Raw genomic sequence first — 23,417 nt, 5'->3', positions numbered from 1 at the left:
CCATCCCCGGGGCCGGCCCCCCGGCGGCGCTCCGCCGGGCGCTGGCCGAGTATATCTTGTTCTCCCGGTCGTCGCCCGCCGGGGGGGGGGGTTCCCCTCGGTGGGGAGCCCCGCCACCGTCGTTTCCGGGCCCTCCGGACGCCCCTGGAGACGCCCTCCGATGGCGCCCTCCGGTCGCGCCCTACCGAGGCGCCCGCTAGAACGGCCGCAGCGCGGGCTCCTTGCGCCCGCCGCCCAACAGCCGCTCCAGCGCCCCCTCCACATCACCCCGCCAGGAGAGCGTCGTCCGCGCCTCCAGACGCAGCCGCGGATAGCGCTGGTGCGGGCGGACGGTCTTGAAGCCGACCGCGAGCAGATGGTCGGCCGGCAGCACGCAGCTGGTCGGAACCCGCCCGGACGAGCCGAAGGCCTCGATCGCCCGCACCCCTCGCCCGATCAGGTCCTTGGCCACCGTCTGCACCAGCACCCGGCCGAGGCCCTGGCGCTGGTAGCCCGGCAGCACCCGGCTGACCATCAGCTGAACGGCGTCCGCCGACACCGGGCTGGTCGGGAAGGACTGCGAGCGGGGGACGTAGGCGGGCGGCGCGTAGAGCACGAACCCGGCGGGCCGGTCGTCCACGTAGACGATCCGCCCGCAGGAGCCCCACTCCAGCAGCACCGTGGAGATCCACCCCTCCTTCTCCAGCTCCGGCTTGCCCGCCTCCACCGCCTCCTTCGCGCTGACCGGGTCCAGCTCCCAGAACACGCAGGAGCGACAGCCGTTCGGCAGGTCCCCGAGGTTGTCCAGCGTCAGCGGAGCGATCCGCCGTCCCATGGCCGTACCTCCTCCCTCTCACGGTCGAGCATTCCCCCACGAACGCCGAAGGGTGCATGTTTCACGTGAAACAGCGCTCACGTGGAACACGCACCCATCGGGTCGTTGCCCTCGGCCGGCCGGTCCGGCTCAGCCCTGCGAGAGCCGCAGACCGTCCTCTCCTGGGGCCATGCTGTCCAGGATCCGGTTCAGGTCCTCCACCGAGCCGAACTCCAGCACCACCTTGCCCTTGCCCAGCTTCCCGCCGCGCTGCGACACCTCGACCTTGACCCGGGTGTCGAAGCGGTCGGACAGCCGGCTCGCCAGGTCGTTGAAGGCCGGGGAGTTCAGCTTGCCCGCCTTCGGCGCCTGGCGCTTGGGCTCCTCCGGTTCCTCCGAGCGCATCAGCACGACGATCTCTTCGACGTTGCGCACCGTGAGGCCCTCGGCGATGACCCGCGCGGCCAGCCGCTCCTGCTGCTCGGGCCCCGACAGGCCGAGCAGCGCCCGGGCGTGTCCGGCCATCAGCGTCCCGGCCACCAGCCGGGTCTGGACGGACGGCGGGAGCTTCATCAGCCGCAGGGTGTTGGAGACGTGCGTGCGGGAGCGGCCGATCCGGTCGGCCAGCTCCTCGTGGGTGCAGGCGAAGTCCCGCAGCAGCTGGTCGTAGGCGGCCGCCTCCTCCACCGGGTTCAGCTCGGCGCGGTGCAGGTTCTCCAGGAGGGCGTCCAGCAGCAGCTTGTCGTCCTCGGTGGCCCGGACGATCGCCGGGATCCGCTCCAGCCCGGCCTCCCGGGAGGCGCGCCAGCGGCGCTCGCCCATGATCAGCTCGAAGCTGTCCGCACCGACCTGGCGGACCACGATCGGCTGGAGCAGCCCGACCTCCTTGATGGAGGTGACCAGCTCGGCCAGCTTGTCCTCGTCGAAGACCTCACGCGGCTGGCGCGGGTTCGGGGTGATCGCGTCCAGCGGCAGCTCGGCGAAGTACGCACCGGCCGGCTGCGCCTGCTCGGCCCGCTTCTCCGCGGCCGCCCGGGCCGCCACCGTGCCTCGGCCGCTCGGCAGCGGCGTCACCGAGGCCGGTGCGGGCGCGGCTGCCGCGGGCTTCGCCTCCGCCCCGCCGTCCACCGGCGCGGCGGGGCGGATCAACGCCTCCAGCCCTCGTCCCAGACCAACCCTGCGAGCACTCACTGATGACCCTCCGTCGTGCCGTGCTGTGCCACCGGGGCTCCGTGCCCCTGCTGGCCGTCCCGCTGCTGACCCACCAGCGAGCCGCCCTGGCCCACCGCACGCAGCGCGAGCTCGCGGGCGGCCTCCAGGTAGGAGAGCGCCCCGGTCGAGCCCGGGTCGTAGGTGAGCACCGTCTGCCCGTAACTGGGCGCCTCCGAGATGCGCACCGAGCGCGGGATCGCCGTGCTCAGCACCTCTTGGTGGAAGTGGGTCCGGACCTCCTCGGCGACCTGGGCGGCCAGCCTGGTCCGGGCGTCGTACATGGTGAGCAGGATGGTCGACACGTGCAGTGCGGGATTGAGGTGCGCGCGCACCAGCTCGACGTTGCGCAGCAGCTGGCCGAGGCCCTCCAGGGCGTAGTACTCGCACTGGATCGGGATCATCACCTCCTGGCCGGCGACCAGGGCGTTGACCGTCAGCAGACCCAGCGAGGGCGGACAGTCGATCAGGATGTAGTCGAGCGGCTGCTCGTAGGCGGCGATGGCCCGCTGGAGCCGGCTCTCCCGGGCCACCAGGGAGACCAGCTCGATCTCTGCGCCGGCCAGGTCGATGGTGGCGGGGACGCAGAACAGCCCCTCGACGTCGTGCACCGGCTGCACCACGTCGGCCAGCGGCTTGCCCTCCACCAGGACGTCGTAGATGGACGGCACCTCGGCGTGGTGGTCGATGCCGAGCGCCGTGGAGGCGTTGCCCTGCGGGTCGAGGTCGACGACCAGGACGCGCAGGCCGTGCATGGCGAGCGAGGCGGCCATGTTCACGGTGGTGGTGGTCTTGCCCACCCCACCCTTCTGGTTGGCGACCACGATCACCCGGGTGGCGGCGGGCCGGGGCAGTCCCTCGCCCGCTCGGCCGATCGCCTGAACCGCAGCCTGGGCAGCCCGTGCGATGGGCGTGTCATCGATCTGGTCGACGGTCTCCGAGTCCTGCATGGGGGTCAGTGTTTCACGTGAAACCGGAGCGGCAACAGTCGCCGCCCGGTCACGGCGGAGGATGCCCGAGAGCAAGGAGCGACGTTTCACGTGAAACACCATGCCCGCTTTGCCGGAAATCTGACGTTGCGACACTCCGGTGTCCCGGGGGCACCACCCGGCCGAACGCCTGAGGGAACATCGGCCCGTCCGCCACCTGAACGACGACGGGCGGACGACCCTCCCTCGCAGGAGGCCCGTCCGCCCGTGTTCGGTACGTCTTCGGCGTCGCGCCGGATCAGCGGCTGCGGCGCCGCCCGCCCCGGCCGCGCTCGCCGTTCCGGACGCTCGCGGTGCGACCCGCCCGGGCCGCCTTGGCGCGCCGGGTGGCCGCCTTCACCCCGCCGGGGCTCTCCCCCGCCTTCACCTGGATCACCCGGGTCGAGGTCTCCAGGGTGCCCTCGCCGACCGCGATGACGCTCCACTCGACCGCACCCAGCCTGGCCAGACCGGCCCGCGATTCGGCCAGCTCCTGCTCCGCGCTGTCGCCCTTGAGCGCCAGCATCTGTCCGTGCGGGCGCAGCAGCGGCATGCCCCAGCCGGCCAGCCGGTCCAGCGGCGCCACCGCCCGGGCGGTCACCACGTCCACCGCGAGCTTGCCGACCATCTCCTCCGCGCGACCGCGCAGCACCGTGACGTTGTCCAGGCCCAGCTCCCGGACGACCTCCTCCAGGAAGGTGGTCCGGCGCAGCAGCGGCTCCAGCAGCGTCACCGAGACGTCCGGACGGGCCAGCGCCACCGGGATGCCCGGCAGGCCGGCCCCGGAGCCGACGTCGCACAGGGTGGTGCCTGCGGGCAGCAGCTCGGCCAGCACCGCGCAGTTCAGCACGTGGCGGTCCCAGAGCCGGGGCACCTCGCGGGGCCCGATCAGCCCGCGCTGCACGCCCGCGGTGGCCAGCAGCTCCGTGTAGCGGACCGCGGCGTCGTAGCGCTCCCCGAAAACCTCCCGGGCGACGGCCGGCGCCTCGGACAGCTGGTCCAGCTCGGTGGCCCGCCCCTCAGCGGCCGGGTCCACGTCCGCCCCCGGCCGGCCGGCAGCCGCGTTCTCCGTGTCCATCTCGACCTCTCCGATCCCCGGATCCACCGACCCGCTCAACGCACTGTTTCACGTGAAACATCCCAGAAGGGACGACGACCCCGCCCGCACGAGGCGGACGGGGTCACGTCCGGTGAAGCTCTCCGGCCGCCACGGCGGCCGGTCGTCGACCTGTCGGCCTCAGACCGGCAGCACGACCACGAACCGCTGGGGCTCTTCGCCCTCGGACTCGCTGCGCAGGCCGGCCGCGGCGACCGCGTCGTGGACGACCTTGCGCTCGAAGGGAGTCATCGGCCGCAGCTTGACCTGCTCGCCACTGCTCTTGGCCTGCTCCGCGGCCTCGGCCCCGAGCACCGCCAGCTCCTCGCGCTTGCGGGCCCGGAAGCCGGCAATGTCCAGCATGAGGCGGCTGCGCTCGCCGGTCTCCCGGTGGACAGCCAACCGGGTCAGCTCCTGGAGGGCCTCCAGCACCTCGCCGTCCTGGCCGACCAGGCGCTGCAGCGCGCGGTCATTGCCGTCACTGACGATGGAGACCAGGGCGCGGTCGCCCTCGACGTCCATGTCGATGTCACCGTCGAGGTCGGCGATGTCGAGCAGACCCTCCAGGTAGTCCGCCGCGATGTCGCCCTCCTGCTCCAGACGGGAGATGAGGCTCTCGTCGGAACTGGCGGCGGTCTCGGCCTCGACGGCGGAGGTGGTGCCTTCCGTCACTGATGGACTCCTTCGGAGATGGGCCCGTCTGCCGGGCCGGGAACGAAGCTCTTCGCGGCTGTCACAACAGGCTTGGGGCCGGTCAGGACTTCTTCTTCGGCCGCTGGCCGCCACCGCGCTTCGGCTGCTGCCGGGTGCCCTGCTTGGTACCGGCCGGCTTGGCCGTGCTCTGCTTGGCGGCCGCCGGCTTGCCACCGGCATCGGCCGGGGAGTCCGCCGGGGCGGTGTCGGCCGGGGCCGCGTCGGTGGGCTCCTCGGCCGCGGCGTCCTTGCCCGGCTCCACGGTCGGCTGTCCGACGCCGCCCTGCTGGCGCTGGGCCTTACTCTGCCGACGGGGCTGCTGGCGGCGCGCCTGCACCGACTCCTCGACCACCGCGGCGGCGCTGGCCGCCTCGCTCACGGCCGCCTTGGACGGGGGCAGCATGCCCCAGAGCGCGCCCTTGATCTCCGTACCGTCCGGACGCAGTCGGCCGGCCTTCTTCAGACGCTCCTGGCGCTCCTGGAAGGCCATGCTGCCCGGGGTCGGGTTGTTGTGGATGACGATCAGCTGCTGGCCCATCGACCAGACGTTGGTGGTCAGCCAGTAGACCAGGACACCGACCGGGAAGTTGATGCCCATCACGGCGAACATGATCGGGAAGACGTACATCAGCATCTTCTGCTGCTGCATGAACGGCGTCTTCACCGTGAGGTCGACGTTCTTGGTCATCAGCTGGCGCTGGGTGACGAACTGCGACAGCGACATCAGGATGATCATCACGGCAGTGACGATCTTGACGCTGGTCTCGGGGCTGCCGACGAAGGTCGCGGAGAGCGGGGCGCCGAAAATGTGCGCCTTGCCGGCGCTCACCAGCAGGTCACCGTGGATGACACCGATGTCCTGGCCCTTGGCGACCTTGGCGAGCACGCCGTAGAGGGCGGTGAAGAACGGCGCCTGCACGATGATGGGAAGGCAGCTGGAGAACGGGTTGGTACCCGCCTCCTTGTACAGCTTCATCATCTCTTCGGACTGGCGCTGCCGGTCGTTCTTGTAGCGCTCCTGGATGGCCTTCATTTTCGGCTGGATCGCCTGCATGGCCCGGGTCGCCTTGATCTGCTTCACGAAGAGCGGGATCAGGCAGATCCGGATGACGACCACCATCGAGGCGATGGCGAGACCCCAGGCCCAGCCACCGTCCGGGTCGAAGATGTGGCTGTACAGCGAGTGGAACTGGACGATGATCCAGGACACCGCTGTGTACAGGGGATTCAGGAAGGAGAAGGTCACCGGTCAGGCTCCTTGGACAGGTGGATTGGCCGCACGGGACCAATGGTCGCCGGGCCCTCGGGGTCCGGACCGGCGGGGGTGGCGGTCACCGGGTCTCCGGTGGCGGACCGGCTCTTCAGCCAGTCCCGCAACCGCCGGTGCCACACCGGATGCTTGCGCGGCGGGACATGATCGACCCCGCCGGGCGTCCACGGATTGCAGCGCAGGATGCGCCACGCGGTCAGCCCGCCGCCTTTCACCGCCCCGTGCACCTTCACGGCCTCGTAGCCGTAGTGCGAGCAGGAGGGGTAATAACGGCAGACCGGACCGAGCAGTGGGCTGATGGTCCACTGGTAGACCCTGATCAGACCCATCAGCAGGTACTTCATCGACCTGCTCCCGTCGGCGCCGTGGCGGCGGGCTCCGTCCTCAGCAACCGCTTGAGTGCCGCGTCCAGGTCACGTTCTAGGTCCTGGTACGAGGCGGTCGCGGCCTGGGGCAGCGCACGCACCACTATCAGGCTACCGGCGGGCAGCCTGGAGAGACGATCACGAACGAGGTGACGCAACCGGCGCTTGACCAGATTGCGGACGACCGCCGGGCCAACGGCCTTGCTCACGACGAAACCCGCACGCGCCGAAGGAGTCCCCTCGGCGACGTGCGGGCGGGAGTCGCTGGTCCGGTCGGTCTGCCCCTGCGGGTCACCGTCTCTGCTGAGATGGACGACCAGAAGGGGCCGGCCGGCCCGACGACCGCGTTTCACCGCGGTCGCGAAGTCCTGGCGCCGCCGCAGCCGATTCTCGGAGGGCAGCACAACAGACTCTGGCGCGGATCAGGCGGACAGGCTGGTGCGGCCCTTGCCACGGCGGGCGGCCAGGATGGCACGGCCGGCGCGGGTACGCATACGCAGCCGGAAGCCGTGGGTCTTCGCGCGACGACGGTTGTTCGGCTGGAAGGTGCGCTTGCTCACTCGGGGGCTCCTGAGGTGAATCGTAGGATGACGGGAAATCGCTTGGCCGTCACCGTGCGTCCGCGTGATCTCCCCTGATTCGGAAATCCGGCCCATCGCCCCAGTTCGGCTGGGGTCTGAGGCAATCCACGGCGCCCGTGCTGCGCGCCTTATGGAGCGGGTGGACCCGCGGACATGCGGCAGCGGCCATCGACAACTCGACCTGGTTACGGTACGCGGGACGGGGCACGGGGGTCAAACCAGCCCGCGATCGCCCGTCTTACCCACAGCCTGTGGACAACGACTTGATCCCGCCCTGTTCGCTGACTACCGTTGCAGAACTTGTCTGGTTTGTTCTTGGAAAGCGTGCACCAGTGGCTGATGTCAACAGCGACCTCGTCCCGGTCTGGGCCAGGGTCGTCGAGCGGCTGGTCAACGACCCCGATGTCGGGGAGATGGACAAACAGTGGGTGCAGCGCACCCAGCCGATGTGGATGATGCACGACACCGCCCTGCTGGCGACCCCGAACGAGCGGGCCAAGCAGGTGCTGGAGGGCCGGCTGCTGCCGCAGCTGACCGAGGCCCTCAGCCGTGAGCTCAGCCGCCCGGTCCGGATCGCCGTGATGGTCGACGCCAACGCGGTGCCGACCACGCCCGCACCCGCCCCCCAGTCCCCCGCCGAGCCCTACCCGGGCCCGGCCGAGGAGGACGCCCCCGACTACGGCGGCCAGGACTACCCGCAGTCGTACGAACACGGCCAGCCGTACGAGCAGGGCCACCCCTACGAGCAGGGGCAGGGGCAGCCGTACGAGCAGGACTACGAGCGGCCCCGCTACGACACCGGCGGCTACGACCCGCGCCAGGCCCCGTACGGCGGCCCCGGCGGCGGCCAGGGCTGGCAGGGCTACCAGGAGCAGCCGCCCGCCTACCGCGACCCGGAGGAGCCCGCGCCCCGCCAGGCGCCGCGGCCCGTCCCCGGCCCGCCCGCGACCACCCAGGGCGACCTCTTCGGCGGCGCCTACGGCCCCGGTCCGAACGAGCAGCCGCGGGCCGGCGCCGGCCGCCGGGCCGGCGGTTCCCGCCCCACCGGCGGCCGTCCCGCGGAGAAGGCCTCCCCGGAGCGCTCGGCCGAGCGTCCCGGCGTCCCCGGGGTGCCCGCCCCGCCCGGCGCTCCCCCGGCCGGCGGCTCCCGCAAGGACGAGCCGGCCGCCCGGCTGAACCCCAAGTACCTGTTCGACACCTTCGTGATCGGCGCCAGCAACCGCTTCGCGCACGCGGCGGCGGTCGCGGTCGCCGAGGCCCCGGCCAAGGCGTACAACCCTCTGTTCATCTACGGCGAGTCCGGGCTGGGCAAGACCCACCTGCTGCACGCCATCGGGCACTACTCGCGCAGCCTCTTCCCGGGCACCCGGGTGCGCTACGTGTCCTCGGAGGAGTTCACCAACGAGTTCATCAACTCGATCCGGGACGGCAAGGCGGACACCTTCCGCCGCCGCTACCGGGACATGGACATCCTGCTCGTGGACGACATCCAGTTCCTCGCGAGCAAGGAGTCCACGCAGGAGGAGTTCTTCCACACCTTCAACACCCTGCACAACGCGAACAAGCAGATCGTCCTCTCCTCGGACCGGCCGCCCAAGCTGCTGACCACGCTGGAGGACCGGCTGCGCAACCGCTTCGAGTGGGGTCTGATCACCGACGTCACCCCGCCGGAGCTGGAGACCCGGATCGCGATCCTGCGCAAGAAGGCGATCCAGGAACAACTCAACGCTCCCGCCGACGTGTTGGAGTTCATCGCCTCCCGGATCACCCGCAACATCCGGGAGTTGGAGGGCGCCCTGATCCGGGTCACCGCCTTCGCCAACCTCAACCGGGCCCCGGTGGACCTGGAGTTGGCCGGGATCGTCCTCAAGGACCTGATCCCCGGCGGGGACGAGGACGCCGGCCCGGAGATCACCGCGCAGGTCATCATGCAGCAGACCGCCGCGTACTTCGGCCTGGGGGTGGACGACCTCTGCGGATCCTCGCGCAGCCGCGTGCTGGTGACGGCCCGGCAGATCGCGATGTACCTCTGCCGTGAGCTCACCGACCTCTCGCTGCCGAAGATCGGTGCGCAGTTCGGCGGCCGCGACCACACCACGGTGATGCACGCGGACCGCAAGATCCGCTCGCTGATGGCCGAGCGGCGCTCGATCTACAACCAGGTCACCGAACTCACCAACCGCATCAAGAGCTAGCCGACGCCTGGTCGTGCTGTGCCGTGGCGGGTGCCACGCGGCACGGCACAGCACGCGGCGAGGCACTGCACGACACCCGGCACGGCACGACGAGGCACGGGCCCCAGGGCGTCAGGAGCGAATCCTGACGCCCTTTCGCACGTCCACAGGTGTACGGCGCGCGCCGGCTGGGCAGGGATGCCGTCGACGGACGTTCCGCCAGTCCACAGCCCGCGCCGAACAACTGACCGGTGATTCGAAAACCGAGGGCGCGCAAGGCCGTTGTCCACAGGACAGGCCCCTTCTCCACCGTCCACAGGGTGGGGAGTGCGGAGTTATCCAGAATTCGTCCACAGGCCCGTCACCGCTACGCTCTTCCGCGCAGGTCAGGTGCCTGTGGACTTGTGCACAACGGTTATCCACAGGCTGTGGACAGTTGACGGGCCGCCACTGGGCCGTCCGGGTTATCCACCGGTTGTCCCCAGGGGAAGGGCGGTTATCCCCAGGTTGTCCACAGCGGCGTCCACAGTTCGACAACCGTGGGCTACCGTTCATACCCTGGTGTGAAAGGCGTCACGAAAAGTTGACCGGCGCCCGTGGATAACCGGGCCCGGATCTGGGGACAGCCCTGGGGATAACCTGTGGATACCCAGCGTGGCCTGTGGGTAACGCTCGGCTGTCCACAGCGACGCCTGCCCGTCCACAGCCGCCGTCCACAGCCGCTGTGGACAAAATTCGGGCTCTGACCTGGGGAAACGGGGTTATCCACGGTTTCCACAGGCCCTACTACTACCACTACACATTTAGACCCCGGACTTGCTTTCAAAGTGGGTGGGCCCCGAATCTGTGGACAACCGGTCTCCGACAACCGTTCGGGTTGCTTGCGCCCGTCTGCCCCGTCTGTCGGCGGAGTACGTCAGACTGTCCTTGCGACTGGAAGCGGAGTGACCGAGCTCGGCGGACAGCCGAACCGACGATCAAGATCAGACGAACCAGAGTGCGAGCGGGAGCGCTCGATCCAGGAGGCGGTTACCGGTGAAGTTCCGGGTGGAGCGTGACGTCCTCGCGGAGGCGGTGGCCTGGGCTGCCCGCAGCCTCCCGGCACGGCCGCCGGTGCCGGTGCTGGCCGGCCTGCTGCTGACCGCGCAGGAGGGCAGTCTGGCGCTGTCCGGCTTCGACTACGAGGTCTCGGCCCGGGTCGAGCTGGAGGCGGACGTCGAGGAGGCCGGCACCGTCCTGGTCTCCGGGCGGCTGCTGAACGACATCTCCCGCAACCTCCCCAACCGGCCGGTGGAGATCTCCACCGACGGCCAGCGCGTCAGCGTGGTCTGCGGCAGTTCCCGCTTCACCCTCCCCACCCTCCCGGTGGACGAGTACCCCGCGCTCCCCCAGATGCCGACCGCCACCGGCACCGTCTCCGGCGACGTCTTCGCCTCGGCCGTCAGCCAGGCCGCGGTCGCCGCCGGCCGGGACGACACCCTCCCGGTGCTCACCGGTGTCCGGGTCGAGATCGAGGGCGACCGGATCACCCTGGCCGCCACCGACCGCTACCGCTTCGCCGTCCGCGAGCTGCTGTGGAAGCCCGAGCAGTCGGACATCTCCGCCGTCGCGCTGGTCCCCGCCAAGACCCTCCAGGACATCGCCAAGTCCCTGGGCAGCGGCGACAACGTCTCCATCGCGCTCTCCTCGGGCGGCGCGGGCGAGGGCCTGATCGGTTTCGAGGGCGCGGGCCGCCGGACCACCACCCGGCTGCTGGAGGGCGAGTTCCCCAAGTTCCGCAGCCTGTTCCCGACCGAGTTCAACGCGATCGCCGCGATCCAGACCCAGCCCTTCCTGGAGGCGCTCAAGCGCGTCTCGCTGGTCGCCGAGCGCAACACCCCGGTCCGTCTCAACTTCGAGGAGGGCGTGCTGACCCTGGAGGCCGGTTCGGGCGACGACGCCCAGGCCACCGAGCGGATCGAGGCCTCCCTGGAGGGCGACGCCATCTCGATCGCCTTCAACCCGGGCTACCTGGAGGAGGGCCTCAAGGCCATCGACTCCCCCTTCGCCCAGCTCAGCTTCACCACCCCGACCAAGCCCGCGCTGCTCAGCGGCAAGGTCTCGGTGGACGCCGAGGAGGACAAGGCCTACCAGTACCTGATCATGCCGGTCCGCCTCTCCGGCTGATCCCGCCGCGTCCTACCGTCCACAGGCTGTGCACACCCGCTGTGCACAGCCTGTGGACGTCTCCCCCGCCCGGCCCGACCGCAGACGGCCGGGTCCGCTCCAGCGCGTAGGCTCAAGGAGTGCGGCAACGGCGCCGCCGGCAGGCACGTCACCACAGGTAAGGACTTGGTCATGGAGCTCGGCCTCATCGGTCTCGGCAAGATGGGCGGCAACATGCGCGAGCGGATCCGCCGCGCCGGCCACACCGTCATCGGGTACGACCGCAACCCGGACATCTCCGACGTCGACAGCCTCCAGGAGCTCGTCACCAAGCTCCAGGGCCCGCGCGTGGTCTGGGTCATGGTCCCGGCCGGCGCCGCCACCCAGGCCACCGTCGACGAGCTCGCCGAGCTGCTCTCCCCCGGCGACGTGGTGGTCGACGGCGGCAACTCCCGTTGGACCGACGACATCAAGCACGCCGAGGCGCTGGCCGCCAAGGGCATCGGCTTCGTGGACTGCGGTGTCTCCGGCGGCGTCTGGGGCCTGGAGAACGGCTACGCGCTGATGTACGGCGGCGACGCCGAGCACGTCGCCAAGGCCCAGCCGGTCTTCGACGCCCTCAAGCCCGAGGGTGAGTTCGGCTCGGTGCACGCGGGTGCCGTGGGCGCCGGCCACTTCGCCAAGATGGTCCACAACGGCATCGAGTACGCGATGATGCAGGCCTTCGCCGAGGGCTGGGAGCTGCTGGAGGCCGCCCCCGAGGTCACCGACGTGCGCGAGGTCTTCCGCAGCTGGCAGGAGGGCACCGTCATCCGCTCCTGGCTGCTGGACCTGTCCGTCCGCGCCCTGGACGAGGACGAGCACCTGGACAAGCTGCGCGGCTGGGCCGCCGACTCCGGCGAGGGCCGCTGGACCGTCGAGGCCGCGATCGACCACGCCGTGCCGCTGCCGGCCATCACCGCCTCGCTGTTCGCCCGCTTCGCCTCCCGCCAGGAGGACTCGCCGCAGATGAAGATGATCGCCGCTCTGCGCAACCAGTTCGGCGGCCACGCGGTCGAGTCCAAGTAACCAGCAGGTCCTCCACAAGAAGGCGGGCGCAGTCCACAGCCATGCACGTCGCGCATCTGTCGCTCGCCGACTTCCGGTCGTACGCCCGGGCCGAGGTTCCCCTCGACCCGGGCGTGACCGCCTTCGTCGGACCGAACGGCCAGGGCAAGACCAACCTGGTCGAGGCGATCGGCTACGTCGCCACCCTGGGCAGCCACCGGGTCGCCACCGACGCCCCGCTGATCCGGCTGGGCGCCGAGCGGGCGGTGGTCCGCACCTCGGTGGTGGACCGCGGCCGCTCCACCCTGATCGAGCTGGAGCTCACCCCGGGCAAGGCCAACCGGGCCCGGATCAACCGCTCCGACAACGTCCGCCCGCGCGACGTGCTGGGCCTTCTGCGCACCGTGCTGTTCGCCCCCGAGGACCTCAGCCTGGTCAAGGGGGATCCGGGTGAGCGGCGGCGCTTCCTGGACGAGCTGCTGACCGCCCGGGCACCCCGGCTGGCCGGGGTGCGGCAGGACTACGAGCGGGTGCTCAAGCAGCGCAACGCCCTGCTGAAGACCGCCGCGATGGCCCGCCGGGCCGGCGGCGGAAAGGGCGCCGACCTGTCCACCCTGGAGGTCTGGGACGGCCATCTCGCCCGCGCCGGCGCCGAGTTGACGGCCTTCCGGATCCAGCTGGTGGCCGCCCTGCAGCCGCTGGTGGCGGCCGCGTACGGGCAGCTCGCCCCGGGCGGCGGCGACACCGCCCTGGAGTACCGCAGCTCCTTCGAGGGCGAACTGCCGACCAGTCGCGAGCAGGCCGAGGAGCAGCTGCTGAACGCGCTGCAGGCGGCCCGCAAGCAGGAGGTCGATCGCGGCGTCACCCTGGTCGGCCCGCACCGCGACGAGCTGCTGCTCAGGCTCGGCCCGCTGCCCGCCAAGGGCTACGCCAGCCATGGCGAGTCCTGGTCGTTCGCGCTGGCGCTGCGGCTGGCCTCGTACGAGCTGCTGCGCGCCGACGGCGGCGAGCCGGTGCTGATCCTGGACGACGTGTTCGCCGAGCTGGACGCCGCCCGCCGGGACCGGCTGGCCGAGCTGGTGGCCGACGGGGAGCAGGTGCTGGTGACCGCGGCGGTCGCCGAGGACGTGCCGAAGGCGCTGGCCGGCGCCCGGTTCGCGGTCTCCGACGGCGCGGTGCGCCGGATCGACGCCTGACCGAGCGCTCTTCCACCGGCGGCTTCCGCCCGGGTGCCCCCTTCACCGGCGCCGGCGGTGCCCCGCTCGCCGGTGTCCCCTCTCACCGGTGCCGCCGCACCCCGACCACCACACCGCCGTCACCGCACCGCGACCACTTGCGCGCACCGCCCGCCCCCGCTCCGGTCCGAGGGGTCCGGCCGCTCCCGTAGGCTGGACGGCTCGGCGGGCGCGCGACCGCGACCGTTGTCCACAGGCTGGGGAAAGGAGATCGCCGTGAGCGAGCCGGCGGAGCACTCCCCCAGGTCCGGAGCACCCAAGCCCGGAGCACCCCGGTCCGACGCCGCCGAGCCCGGCGCTCCCGCACCGACCGGTGCCGACCTCGCCCGTTCCGCGCTGCGGGCGGCCCGTGCCCAGGCCCGCCAGCGCGGTGAGCAGGTCCGCGAGAAGCGCGAGGCGAAGCGGCACGGCCTGCGCAGCGGTGCCCGCTCGGACGGCCGCGACCCGGTCCCGCTGGGCGCGGCGCTCAACCGGCTGCTGACCGAGCGCGGCTGGGAGTCCTCGGCCGCCGTCGGCGGGGTGATGGGCCGCTGGCCGCAGATCGTCGGCCCGGACATCGCCGCGCACTGCCATCCCTCCTCCTACGACGAGGCCGCCGCGGTGCTCACCGTGCAGTGCGACTCCACCGCCTGGGCCACCCAACTGCGGTGGCTGGCGCGGCAGTTGGTGGCCCGTCTGAACCACGAGCTGGGGCACGGGACGGTCCGGACCATCAAGGTGCTCGGCCCGGCGGCGCCCGCCCGCGGCTACGGCCGGCTGCGTGCGCCGGGGAGCAAGGGGCCGGGCGACACCTGGGGCTGACCGGGGGACCGGGCGGCCGCCGGGGGGACGGATCGGACGACGATCTTCCGGAATCCCTGACAGCCCTTCCAGGCGCCCTGGGCCCCCCGGTCGAGTATCGGGACATGTGCAGAGGGGATTCAGGGCGGCATATCTGCCCTCAAGGGCTGCCAAACGCCCATCTATGTCAGTCGTACCGGTAGACTGAGAGCCAAACACTGTTGCTAGTGGCAACCGAGTCGAAACGCTGTGGTCGCACGCCCGCCCGCACGGGGTGGGCGTGCGGCCCGTGCTGTGCCAGAGAGGGCGCTTCGTGGCCGATTCCGGCAACCCCAGCCAGACCCCAGACCAGTCCGAGCAGGCTTCCTACACCGGTAGCAACATCCAGGTGCTGGAAGGCCTCGACGCCGTCCGCAAGCGCCCCGGCATGTACATCGGTTCGACGGGCGAGCGCGGCCTGCACCACCTGGTGCAGGAGGTCGTGGACAACTCCGTCGACGAGGCGATGGCCGGGTACGCCGACACCATCGACGTCACGATCATGGCCGACGGCGCCATCCGCTGCGTCGACAACGGCCGCGGCATCCCGGTGGACATCGTCCCCGGTCAGGACAAGCCCGCCGTCGAGGTCGTGCTCACCGTCCTGCACGCGGGCGGCAAGTTCGGCGGCGGCGGGTACGCCGTCTCCGGCGGTCTGCACGGCGTCGGCGTGTCCGTGGTGAACGCGCTGTCCACCCGGCTCTCGGTGGAGATCCACAAGGACGGCCACATCTGGACCCAGGACTACAAGATGGGTGCCCCGGCCGCCCCGCTCGTCAAGGGCGCGGAGACCGACCGCACCGGCACCACGGTGACCTTCTGGGCCGACGCCGACATCTTCGAGACCACCGTCTACTCCTTCGAGACGCTCTCCCGGCGCTTCCAGGAGATGGCCTTCCTCAACAAGGGCCTGTCGATCTCGCTGACCGACGAGCGCCCCGAGCACGCGGACGAGAACGGCAAGCCGCTCACCGTCACGTACAAGTACGACGGCGGCATCGCCGACTTCGTCGCCCACCTCAACTCCCGCAAGGGCGAGGTCGTCCACCCCTCGGTGATCGACTTCGAGGCGGAGGACAAGGACAAGGCGATCTCGGTGGAGATCGCGATGCAGTGGAACTCCTCCTACACCGAGGGGGTCTACAGCTTCGCCAACACCATCCACACCCACGGCGGCGGTACCCACGAGGAGGGTTTCCGCGCGGCGCTGACCGGCCTGGTCAACCGCTACGCGCGGGACAAGAAGCTGCTCCGGGAGAAGGACGACAACCTCTCCGGCGAGGACATCCGCGAGGGCTTGACCGCGATCATCTCGGTCAAGCTCGGCGAGCCGCAGTTCGAGGGCCAGACCAAGGACAAGCTCGGCAACACCGAGGCCAAGACCTTCGTCCAGAAGGTCGTCCACGAGCACCTCAACGACTGGCTGGACCGCAACCCCAACGAGGCCGCGGACATCATCCGCAAGTCCATCCAGGCCGCCACCGCGCGCGTCGCCGCCCGCAAGGCCCGCGACCTGACGCGCCGCAAGGGTCTGCTGGAGTCCGCCTCGCTGCCGGGCAAGCTCTCCGACTGCCAGTCGAAGGACCCGTCCGAGTGCGAGATCTTCATCGTCGAGGGTGACTCCGCCGGCGGCTCGGCCAAGCAGGGCCGCGACCCGCGCACCCAGGCCATCCTGCCGATCCGCGGCAAGATCCTGAACGTCGAGAAGGCCCGGATCGACAAGGTCCTCCAGAACACCGAGGTCCAGGCGCTGATCTCGGCGTTCGGCTGCGGCATCCAGGAGGACTACGACGAGTCCAAGCTGCGGTACCACAAGATCGTGCTGATGGCCGACGCCGACGTCGACGGACAGCACATCCGCACCCTGCTGCTGACCCTGCTGTTCCGCTTCATGCGGCCGCTGGTCGAGTCCGGGTACGTCTACCTCGCGATGCCCCCGCTGTACAAGATCAAGTGGGGCAAGGACGACTTCGAGTACGCCTACTCCGACCGCGAGCGCGACGCCGTGATCGCCTCCGGGGTGGCGGCCGGGCGCCGGCTGCCCAAGGACGACGCGATCCAGCGCTTCAAGGGTCTCGGCGAGATGAACGCCGAGGAGCTCCGGGTCACCACCATGGACGTCGAGCACCGGCTGCTGCTCCAGGTCACCCTGGAGGACGCCGCCCGCGCCGACGAGCTGTTCTCCGTGCTGATGGGCGAGGACGTCGAGGCACGCCGCTCCTTCATCCAGCGCAACGCCAAGGACGTCCGCTTCCTGGACGTGTGACGCCTGCACCCCAGGCCCCGCACGTTCCAGTCCGCGTGAAAGGAAACTGACCACCAGTGGTCGACGACAACCGTCCCGAAGGCGAACAGCCCGAGACTCCCGAAGCCGCCGAGGCCACCGCCCAGGTGACGATGCGGATCGAGCCGGTCGAGCTCGAGACCGAGATGCAGCGTTCGTACCTCGACTACGCGATGAGCGTGATCGTCAGCCGTGCGCTGCCCGAGGTCCGCGACGGCCTCAAGCCGGTGCACCGCCGCGTGCTCTACGCGATGTACGACGGCGGCTACCGCCCCGAGAAGGGCTACTACAAGTGCGCCCGCGTCGTCGGCGACGTCATGGGCAACTACCACCCGCACGGTGACACCTCGATCTACGACACCGTGGTCCGCCTGGCCCAGCCGTGGTCGATGCGGATGCCGCTGGTGGACGGCAACGGCAACTTCGGCTCCCCGGGCAACGACCCGGCGGCGGCCATGCGCTACACCGAGTGCAAGATGATGCCGCTCGCCATGGAGATGATGCGCGACATCGACGAGGAGACCGTCGACTTCGCGGCCAACTACGACGGCCGATCGCAGGAGCCCACCGTCCTGCCCGCGCGCATCCCCAACCTGCTGGTCAACGGTGCCACCGGCATCGCGGTCGGCATGGCCACCAACATCCCGCCGCACAACCTCCGCGAGGTCGCCTCCGGCGCGCTCTGGTACCTGGAGAACCCGGAGGCCTCGGCCGAGGAGCTGCTGGACGCCCTGGTCGAGCGGATCAAGGGCCCGGACTTCCCCACCGGCGCGCTGATCGTCGGCCGCCGCGGCATCGACGACTACTACCGCACCGGCCGCGGCTCGGTCACCATGCGCGCCGTGGTCGAGGTCGAGGAGATCCAGGGCCGCCAGTGCCTGGTGATCACCGAGCTGCCGTTCCAGGTCAACCCGGACAACCTCGCGCTGAAGATCGCCGACCTGGTGAAGGACGGCAAGATCGCCGGCATCGCCGATGTCCGCGACGAGTCCTCCTCGCGCACCGGCCAGCGCCTGGTCGTCGTGCTCAAGCGCGACGCCGTCGCCAAGGTGGTGCTGAACAACCTCTACAAGCACACCGAGCTGCAGACGAACTTCGGCGCCAACATGCTGGCCCTGGTCGACGGCGTGCCGCGCACCCTGTCGCTGGACGCCTTCATCCGGCACTGGGTCAACCACCAGGTCGAGGTCATCGTCCGGCGCACCACCTTCCGGCTGCGCAAGGCCGAGGAGCGCGCCCACATCCTGCGCGCGCTGCTCAAGGCCCTGGACCTGATCGACGAGGTCATCGCGCTGATCCGGGCCTCGGCCAGCGCCGACGCCGCCCGCACCGGCCTGATGGGCCTGCTCGACATCGACGAGCTCCAGGCCAACGCCATCCTGGAGATGCAGCTGCGCCGGCTGGCCGCCCTGGAGCGGCAGCGGATCATGGACGAGCACGACGAGCTCCAGCGCAAGATCGACGAGTACAACGCGATCCTGGCCTCGCCGACCCGTCAGCGGGAGATCATCTCCGAGGAGCTCACCGCGATCGTCGAGAAGTACGGCGACGAGCGGCGCTCCACCCTCATCCCCTCCGACGGCGACCTCTCCATCGAGGACCTCATCGCCGAGGAGGACATCGTCGTCACCATCACCCGTGGCGGCTACGTCAAGCGGACCCGCTCCGACCTCTACCGCTCGCAGAAGCGCGGCGGCAAGGGCGTGCGCGGTGCCCAGCTGAAGCAGGACGACATCGTCGACCACTTCTTCGTGACGACGACCCACAACTGGATCCTGTTCTTCACCAACAAGGGCCGGGTCTACCGGGCCAAGGGCTACGAGCTGCCGGACGCCGGGCGCGACGCCCGCGGCCAGCACGTGGCCAACCTGCTGGCCTTCCAGCCGGACGAGCACATCGCCCAGGTGATGGCCGTCCGCACCTACGAGGACAAGCCGTACCTGGTCCTCGCCACCCGGGCCGGCCTGGTGAAGAAGTCCGCGCTCAAGGACTACGACTCGCCGCGCTCCGGCGGCCTGATCGCGATCAACCTGCGCCAGGACGAGGAGGGCCAGGACGACGAGCTGATCGGCGCCGAGCTGGTCTCCGCCGAGGACGACCTGCTGCTGGTCTCCAAGAAGGCCCAGTCGATCCGCTTCACCGCGACCGACGACGCCCTGCGCCCCACCGGCCGCGCCACCTCCGGCGTCAAGGGCATGGCGTTCCGGGAGGACGACGAACTGCTGTCGATGAACGTCGTCCGTCCGGGTACCTATGTCTTCACCGCCACTGACGGCGGGTACGCCAAGCGCACCGGTGTGGACGAGTACCGTGTCCAGGGGCGCGGCGGCTACGGCACCAAGGCGGCGAAGATCGTCGAGGGCCGGGGCTCGCTGGTCGGCGCGCTCGTGGTCGACGAATCCGACGAGATCATGGCGATCACCCTCTCGGGTGGAGTGATCCGTACGAGGGTTTCCGAGGTTCGTGAAACCGGACGTGACACCATGGGCGTCCAACTGATCAACCTCGGAAAGCGCGACGCGGTCGTGGGCATGGCCCGCAACGCGGAGGCCGAGGACGAGGAGACGGCGGAGGACGAGGTGGCGGGTACCGAGTCCACCGAGACGGCCGAGGGCGCGGTGACGGCGGTCGACGGAGACGTCGAGGCCTGAACCGAACCGCAGACCGGTGCTGCCGCGTCCCATCAACGGGCGCGGCGGCATCGGCCGCCGACCAGTTCCGGGCAATCCCGCCGGGCGCTGGATGACGATTGACGAAGCAGGGCGGCACCGCCGTCCTGGTGGGAAGTGCGGGAGGACCAGGTGAGTGGAGCCACGGGTGCTGCGGGAGGAACCTCCGGCGGCCGTCCGGGCGCGCAGGGCGGGGGTTCGTACGGCGTTCCGCAGCCGCCGACCGAGCACTCGGCCGCGTCCACCTCGCTGATGCCGCCGGCCGGTGGAGCGGGCCAGAGCGGTGCGACCTACGGCGGGCAGCAGGCCGCGTCGGCGAGCGGCGGCCAGGCCGCCGGATCGGGCGGCTTCTCGCAGCCGACCACCTACGCCAAGGGGCAGCCGACCCCGGCCCGGGGCACCCGGGTCCCGGGGCACACCCCGCCCGGTGGCACCCCCACCGGCGGAGCGGCGCGCCGCCCCGGCGCGGCCCCCGCCCCGGCCCCCGCGGCCGGCGGCTCCGCGCTCGGCCGGACGCGCAAGGCCCGGCTGCGGGTGACCAAGGTCGACCCGTGGTCCGTGATGAAGGTGAGCTTCCTGCTGTCGCTGGCCGTCGGCATCATCATCATCGTGGCCGCGGCCGTGCTGTGGATGACGCTGGACTCGCTCGGCGTCTTCGACTCGCTGACCAAGACCCTCAAGGACGTCACGGGCTCGGACAGCAGCGGCGGCCTCAACCTGATGGACTACGTCGGCTTCGGCAAGGTGATGACCTTCACCACGCTGATCGCCGTGGTCGACGTCGTCCTGCTGACCGCCCTGTCCACGCTCTCCGCGTTCATCTACAACGCGGCGGCCGGCTTCACCGGCGGCGTGGAGCTCACCCTGGCCGAGGAGGACTGATCCCGGCCGGATTCTGACGCACGCTCAGTTTCCCGTCCGGGGACGGAATGTACGGGCCCCACCGGCTGTTGCAGCCGGTGGGGCCCGTCGGCATTTCGGGTGACAGCCGGCCGCCCGCGGCGCGCCGCCCGGAAAGCGGGCGGCCGCCGTGGGATTAGCTGGGTGCCACCCGTCCCGAATCCCGGGAGTGCCGCAGGCCGCCCCCGATCCGCCCGACCGGGTCGGCTGAGGTTCCGCAGGACGACTGGACGGAGGCGCGCGGTGGCGAAGCTCGCAGGTCAACTGGTGGAGGCCCTGGAAGGGCTGTTGGGGGTCCCGGTACCGCTGCGGGTCCAGGCCTGGGACGGCAGCGTCGCCGGGCCTCCGGGCGCACCCACCGTGGTCCTGCGCAACCGTCGGGCGCTGCGCCGGCTGATCTGGCGGCCGGACGAACTGGGCCTGGCCCGGGCCTACGTCGCGGGGGACCTCGAGCTCGCCCCCGGCACCGACCTGTACGAGACGCTCTCCGCCGTCGCCCGCTTCGCCGAGCGGCCGGAGATCCGCACCCTGGCCTTCGGCCCGCGGGACGTGGTCGGCGCCAGGGGCCGCCGGGTGCTCGCCGCCGTGCTGCGGGCCGGGGCGGTCGGCCTGGAACCCGAGCCGCCCCGCGAGGAGGTCCGCAGGGCCTCGGGGCGCCTGCACAGCCGCGGCCGGGACCGTGCGGCCATCAGCCACCACTACGACGTCGGGAACGACTTCTACCGGATCGTGCTGGGCGCCTCGATGGTCTACTCGTGCGCCTACTGGACGCCGGAGTCGAAGAGCCTGGAGGCCGCCCAGGAGGCCAAGCTCGACCTGATCTGCCGCAAACTCGGCCTGCGCCCCGGGATGCGCCTGCTGGACGTCGGCTGCGGCTGGGGCTCACTGCTGCTGCACGCGGCGAAGCACTACGGGGTCACCGCGGTCGGCGTCTCCATCTCCCGGGAGCAGGTCGCGCTGGCCCGTGCCCGGGTCGAGGAGGCCGGCCTGTCCGACCGGGTCGAGGTCCGGCTGCAGGACTACCGGGAGATCACCGACGGGCCCTTCGGCGCGATCTCCAGTGTCGGGATGGCCGAGCACGTCGGCGCCGAGCAGTACCGGGTCTACGCCGAGGGCCTGTACCGGCTGCTGGTGCCCGGCGGCCGGCTGCTCAACCACCAGATCGCCCGCCGCCCCGACATCCCCGGTGAACAGCACCGCACCAGCCCCTTCATCGACCGCTTCGTCTTCCCGGACGGCGAGCTCTCCCCCGTCGGTTCCACCGTGGCGCGGCTGGAGGAGGCCGGCTTCGAGGTCCGGGACGTCGAGTCGCTGCGCGAGCACTACGGGCTGACCCTGCGCGAGTGGGTGGCCAACCTGGAGGCGCACTGGACGGAGGCGGTCCGGCTGGTCGGCCGCGGCCGGGCCCGGGTCTGGCGGCTGTACATGGCGGCCTCCGCGCTCGCCTTCGAGCAGAACCGGATCGGGATCAACCAGGTCCTCGCCGTCCGCAGCACCGAGGAGGGCTCGGCGGGCCTGCCGCCGACCCGCGAGGAGTGGCTGCTGCGGCCCTCCGCCGGTGCGCCGGGGCTGGTCGCGGGGGGTGCCGCCGCGGCCCCGGCCGAGCCGGATTTGGGAGATCGGCCGTCGGTCCGCTAATCTTTCAGTGCGGCAAGGGCCTATAGCTCAGACGGTTAGAGCGCTTCCCTGATAAGGAAGAGGCCACAGGTTCAAGTCCTGTTAGGCCCACAACCGCGAAGGGCCCGGAGTGATCCACTCCGGGCCCTTCGACTCTTTCGAGATCGGGCGGGGCCGTGGAGCGGCCGGGATCCGGTACGATCTCTGTTCGGTGAGGGCCTATAGCTCAGACGGTTAGAGCGCTTCCCTGATAAGGAAGAGGCCACAGGTTCAAGTCCTGTTAGGCCCACCTCCCCGAAGGGCCCGGAGTGATCCACTCCGGGCCCTTCGGCGTTTCCCGCCGCTTTTCCCGCCGCCGGGCCGGGAACCGTGCGCCCGTCCCGACGGTTCCCCGGGGAAACACGGTGGAGGGTTGGTGACGGCATGGCGGTGCTGTGGGCGATGAGCATCCCCGGACTGGTCTGCGCCCTGGCGGTGCTGGCGGTGCTCGACCAGCTGGCACTGAGGGCGGGCCGCGCTCGCTGGGTGCCCTGGCGGGGGACCGGTCGGGAGGGGCAGATCTCGGCAACCGGGTTCGAGCAGCTGCACGCGCAGTTCGCCGCGGGCAAGCAGCACGAGCTGGACGAACGCGGCAGCACGCTGATGCTGCGGGACGAGGAGGGCGAGGGGGCGCCGCCGCGGACCAGGGTGGACCTGGCGGGCGGCACGGCCGTGGTGGTGGTGCCGGACCGCCCGGCGAACGGCCCCGCGGCCGGGGCGGTGCGGGGCCCTGGGGGCGGGGCCTGACCCGTGGGAGCGGCGGACGGTCCGGGGGCGGCCGGACCGCCCGCCAGGAGGTGCGGCGTCAATCCCGGGACCGGACCGCCGGGTTGGCCGCACCGGTGGCTGGTCACGATTGGGACACCGGTGTGTATCATCGGCCGCAAGGGCAGTCTGGCACTCGGCAGCCCGTTCGCGCTCGAAACACAACTGGACTCGTCGGCCCGGTCGGTCAGGCCGGATCCGGCTCTTGAGTCCGTCAACGCAAGAAGGACGAGGTCCCGCGGTGAAGAAGCTTCTCCTGGTCGCCCTGGTCGCCCTCGGCGGCTTCTTTGTCTACCGTCAGGTCCAGGCGGACCGCGCCGAGCAGGACCTGTGGACCGAGGCCACCGACCCGGTTCCGGCCGGTCGCTGAGCCCCCGGCGATCTGACGATCGACGAACTCCGGAGGCGCCTGTCGGCGCCTCCCGGGGCGGCCGGCCCGGTCGACGAACCGGACCGGCCGACCCCACGGAACAGCACCGTTCCAGAGGGACGGCGCTGGGAATCGCGCCGGAAACCGGTACGCTAGTGCCCGTTGGCACGCGCGCGGTGCCGTCGAGGGGCATTAGCTCAGTTGGTAGAGCGCTGCCTTTGCAAGGCAGATGTCAGGAGTTCGAGTCTCCTATGCTCCACAATCCACGGCAGTAGCCGATCGGCCGGGGCGCCCGGGAGACGGCCGACGACGCCACCGGAAGCGGCGCCGAGGACCCCGGGCAGCACGGGCACCCGGCCGCGCCCCCGACCGGGCCCA

General features: G+C 71.0%; 20 protein-coding genes and 3 tRNA genes. 14 read left to right on the top strand and 9 right to left on the bottom strand.

The genetic code is table 11. The features are described from left to right. Positions 1-196 precede the first annotated feature (196 nt). The 9 genes from ACWGJO_RS06930 to rpmH all read right to left on the bottom strand — a co-directional run bounded on the left by ACWGJO_RS06930 (position 197) and on the right by rpmH (position 6,954). Complete coding sequence (locus ACWGJO_RS06930; protein WP_359907015.1) at positions 197-814, bottom strand: GNAT family N-acetyltransferase; 618 nt, start codon at positions 812-814, stop codon at positions 197-199. Positions 815-943: 129 nt separating this feature from the next. Then, positions 944-1,984, bottom strand: coding sequence for a ParB/RepB/Spo0J family partition protein (locus ACWGJO_RS06925; protein WP_359907012.1), 1,041 nt, complete (start codon positions 1,982-1,984; stop codon positions 944-946). Then, positions 1,981-2,952: a ParA family protein gene (locus ACWGJO_RS06920; RefSeq protein WP_452182511.1), complete on the bottom strand. Its 972-nt coding sequence runs from the start codon at positions 2,950-2,952 to the stop codon at positions 1,981-1,983. Before ACWGJO_RS06920 ends, ACWGJO_RS06925 begins: the two co-directional genes overlap by 4 nt. 277 nt (positions 2,953-3,229) lie before the next feature. Beyond that, complete coding sequence (rsmG, locus tag ACWGJO_RS06915) at positions 3,230-4,048, bottom strand: 16S rRNA (guanine(527)-N(7))-methyltransferase RsmG (protein WP_359907009.1); 819 nt, start codon at positions 4,046-4,048, stop codon at positions 3,230-3,232. 159 nt (positions 4,049-4,207) lie between these two features. Further along, a complete protein-coding gene (locus ACWGJO_RS06910) occupies positions 4,208-4,738 on the bottom strand; it encodes a Jag family protein (RefSeq protein WP_387691287.1) in 531 nt (176 codons plus the stop codon). A gap of 82 nt (positions 4,739-4,820) precedes the next feature. Further along, positions 4,821-6,005: a membrane protein insertase YidC gene (gene yidC / locus ACWGJO_RS06905; RefSeq protein WP_359907006.1), complete on the bottom strand. Its 1,185-nt coding sequence runs from the start codon at positions 6,003-6,005 to the stop codon at positions 4,821-4,823. Beyond that, positions 6,002-6,373, bottom strand: coding sequence for a membrane protein insertion efficiency factor YidD (yidD, locus tag ACWGJO_RS06900; protein ID WP_224284463.1), 372 nt, complete (start codon positions 6,371-6,373; stop codon positions 6,002-6,004). The genes yidC and yidD overlap by 4 nt, the downstream gene beginning before the upstream one ends. Further along, positions 6,370-6,798, bottom strand: coding sequence for a ribonuclease P protein component (gene rnpA / locus ACWGJO_RS06895; RefSeq protein ID WP_049655849.1), 429 nt, complete (start codon positions 6,796-6,798; stop codon positions 6,370-6,372). Before rnpA ends, yidD begins: the two co-directional genes overlap by 4 nt. 18 nt (positions 6,799-6,816) lie before the next feature. Further along, positions 6,817-6,954, bottom strand: coding sequence for a 50S ribosomal protein L34 (rpmH, locus tag ACWGJO_RS06890; RefSeq protein WP_030392420.1), 138 nt, complete (start codon positions 6,952-6,954; stop codon positions 6,817-6,819). A gap of 353 nt (positions 6,955-7,307) precedes the next feature. Here rpmH and dnaA point away from each other — a divergent pair, with 353 nt between their 5' ends. From dnaA to ACWGJO_RS06820, 14 genes are all read left to right on the top strand, one after another. Then, positions 7,308-9,170 (top strand): chromosomal replication initiator protein DnaA, encoded by a 1,863-nt coding sequence (gene dnaA / locus ACWGJO_RS06885; protein ID WP_359906998.1) that lies wholly within the window; start codon positions 7,308-7,310, stop codon positions 9,168-9,170. A gap of 1,014 nt (positions 9,171-10,184) precedes the next feature. Beyond that, complete coding sequence (dnaN, locus tag ACWGJO_RS06880) at positions 10,185-11,315, top strand: DNA polymerase III subunit beta (protein ID WP_074001900.1); 1,131 nt, start codon at positions 10,185-10,187, stop codon at positions 11,313-11,315. Between the two features lie 171 nt (positions 11,316-11,486). Then, complete coding sequence (gene gnd, locus ACWGJO_RS06875) at positions 11,487-12,362, top strand: phosphogluconate dehydrogenase (NAD(+)-dependent, decarboxylating) (protein ID WP_359906995.1); 876 nt, start codon at positions 11,487-11,489, stop codon at positions 12,360-12,362. Positions 12,363-12,403: 41 nt separating this feature from the next. Continuing rightward, positions 12,404-13,537: a DNA replication/repair protein RecF gene (gene recF / locus ACWGJO_RS06870; protein ID WP_359906992.1), complete on the top strand. Its 1,134-nt coding sequence runs from the start codon at positions 12,404-12,406 to the stop codon at positions 13,535-13,537. 375 nt (positions 13,538-13,912) lie between these two features. Then, positions 13,913-14,377, top strand: coding sequence for a DUF721 domain-containing protein (locus tag ACWGJO_RS06865; protein WP_223244507.1), 465 nt, complete (start codon positions 13,913-13,915; stop codon positions 14,375-14,377). A 268-nt stretch (positions 14,378-14,645) separates the two neighbouring features. After that, complete coding sequence (gyrB, locus tag ACWGJO_RS06860; protein ID WP_452182510.1) at positions 14,646-16,661, top strand: DNA topoisomerase (ATP-hydrolyzing) subunit B; 2,016 nt, start codon at positions 14,646-14,648, stop codon at positions 16,659-16,661. 131 nt (positions 16,662-16,792) lie between these two features. Beyond that, positions 16,793-19,330, top strand: a complete 2,538-nt coding sequence (gene gyrA, locus ACWGJO_RS06855; protein ID WP_452182561.1) for a DNA gyrase subunit A — start codon at positions 16,793-16,795, stop codon at positions 19,328-19,330. A 150-nt stretch (positions 19,331-19,480) separates the two neighbouring features. Then, positions 19,481-20,230 (top strand): DUF3566 domain-containing protein, encoded by a 750-nt coding sequence (locus ACWGJO_RS06850; protein WP_387691279.1) that lies wholly within the window; start codon positions 19,481-19,483, stop codon positions 20,228-20,230. Positions 20,231-20,491: 261 nt separating this feature from the next. Next, positions 20,492-21,886, top strand: coding sequence for a class I SAM-dependent methyltransferase (locus ACWGJO_RS06845; protein WP_452182509.1), 1,395 nt, complete (start codon positions 20,492-20,494; stop codon positions 21,884-21,886). 16 nt (positions 21,887-21,902) lie between these two features. Next, positions 21,903-21,976: transfer RNA gene (locus tag ACWGJO_RS06840), tRNA-Ile, on the top strand. Between the two features lie 104 nt (positions 21,977-22,080). Then, a tRNA-Ile gene (locus tag ACWGJO_RS06835) sits at positions 22,081-22,154 on the top strand. A 134-nt stretch (positions 22,155-22,288) separates the two neighbouring features. Next, the gene (locus ACWGJO_RS06830) at positions 22,289-22,651 is read left to right on the top strand and encodes a DUF6191 domain-containing protein (RefSeq protein WP_387691276.1); all 363 of its coding nucleotides are present in this window, start codon (positions 22,289-22,291) and stop codon (positions 22,649-22,651) included. Between the two features lie 259 nt (positions 22,652-22,910). Further along, entirely contained in the window at positions 22,911-23,039 is a 129-nt protein-coding gene (locus ACWGJO_RS06825; protein WP_014137031.1) for a DLW-39 family protein, read from the top strand. A gap of 186 nt (positions 23,040-23,225) precedes the next feature. Continuing rightward, positions 23,226-23,298, top strand: a tRNA-Ala gene (locus ACWGJO_RS06820). Positions 23,299-23,417: the final 119 nt, after the last annotated feature.

The sequence above is a fragment of the Kitasatospora sp. NPDC054795 genome, assembly GCF_053611565.1.
The sequence above is the reverse complement of the archived record's forward strand: the minus strand, read 5'-3'. Positions and strand labels throughout refer to the sequence as shown.

Coding starts and splice junctions, on each gene's coding strand:
- ACWGJO_RS06930 (WP_359907015.1), bottom strand. CDS start 814: ATGGGACGGCGGATCGCTCCGCTGACGCTGGACAACCTCGGGGACCTG.
- ACWGJO_RS06920 (WP_452182511.1), bottom strand. CDS start 2,952: ATGCAGGACTCGGAGACCGTCGACCAGATCGATGACACGCCCATCGCA.
- rsmG (WP_359907009.1), bottom strand. CDS start 4,048: ATGGACACGGAGAACGCGGCTGCCGGCCGGCCGGGGGCGGACGTGGAC.
- yidD (WP_224284463.1), bottom strand. CDS start 6,373: ATGAAGTACCTGCTGATGGGTCTGATCAGGGTCTACCAGTGGACCATC.
- gnd (WP_359906995.1), top strand. CDS start 11,487: ATGGAGCTCGGCCTCATCGGTCTCGGCAAGATGGGCGGCAACATGCGC.
- recF (WP_359906992.1), top strand. CDS start 12,404: ATGCACGTCGCGCATCTGTCGCTCGCCGACTTCCGGTCGTACGCCCGG.
- gyrA (WP_452182561.1), top strand. CDS start 16,793: ATGCGGATCGAGCCGGTCGAGCTCGAGACCGAGATGCAGCGTTCGTAC.
- ACWGJO_RS06830 (WP_387691276.1), top strand. CDS start 22,289: ATGGCGGTGCTGTGGGCGATGAGCATCCCCGGACTGGTCTGCGCCCTG.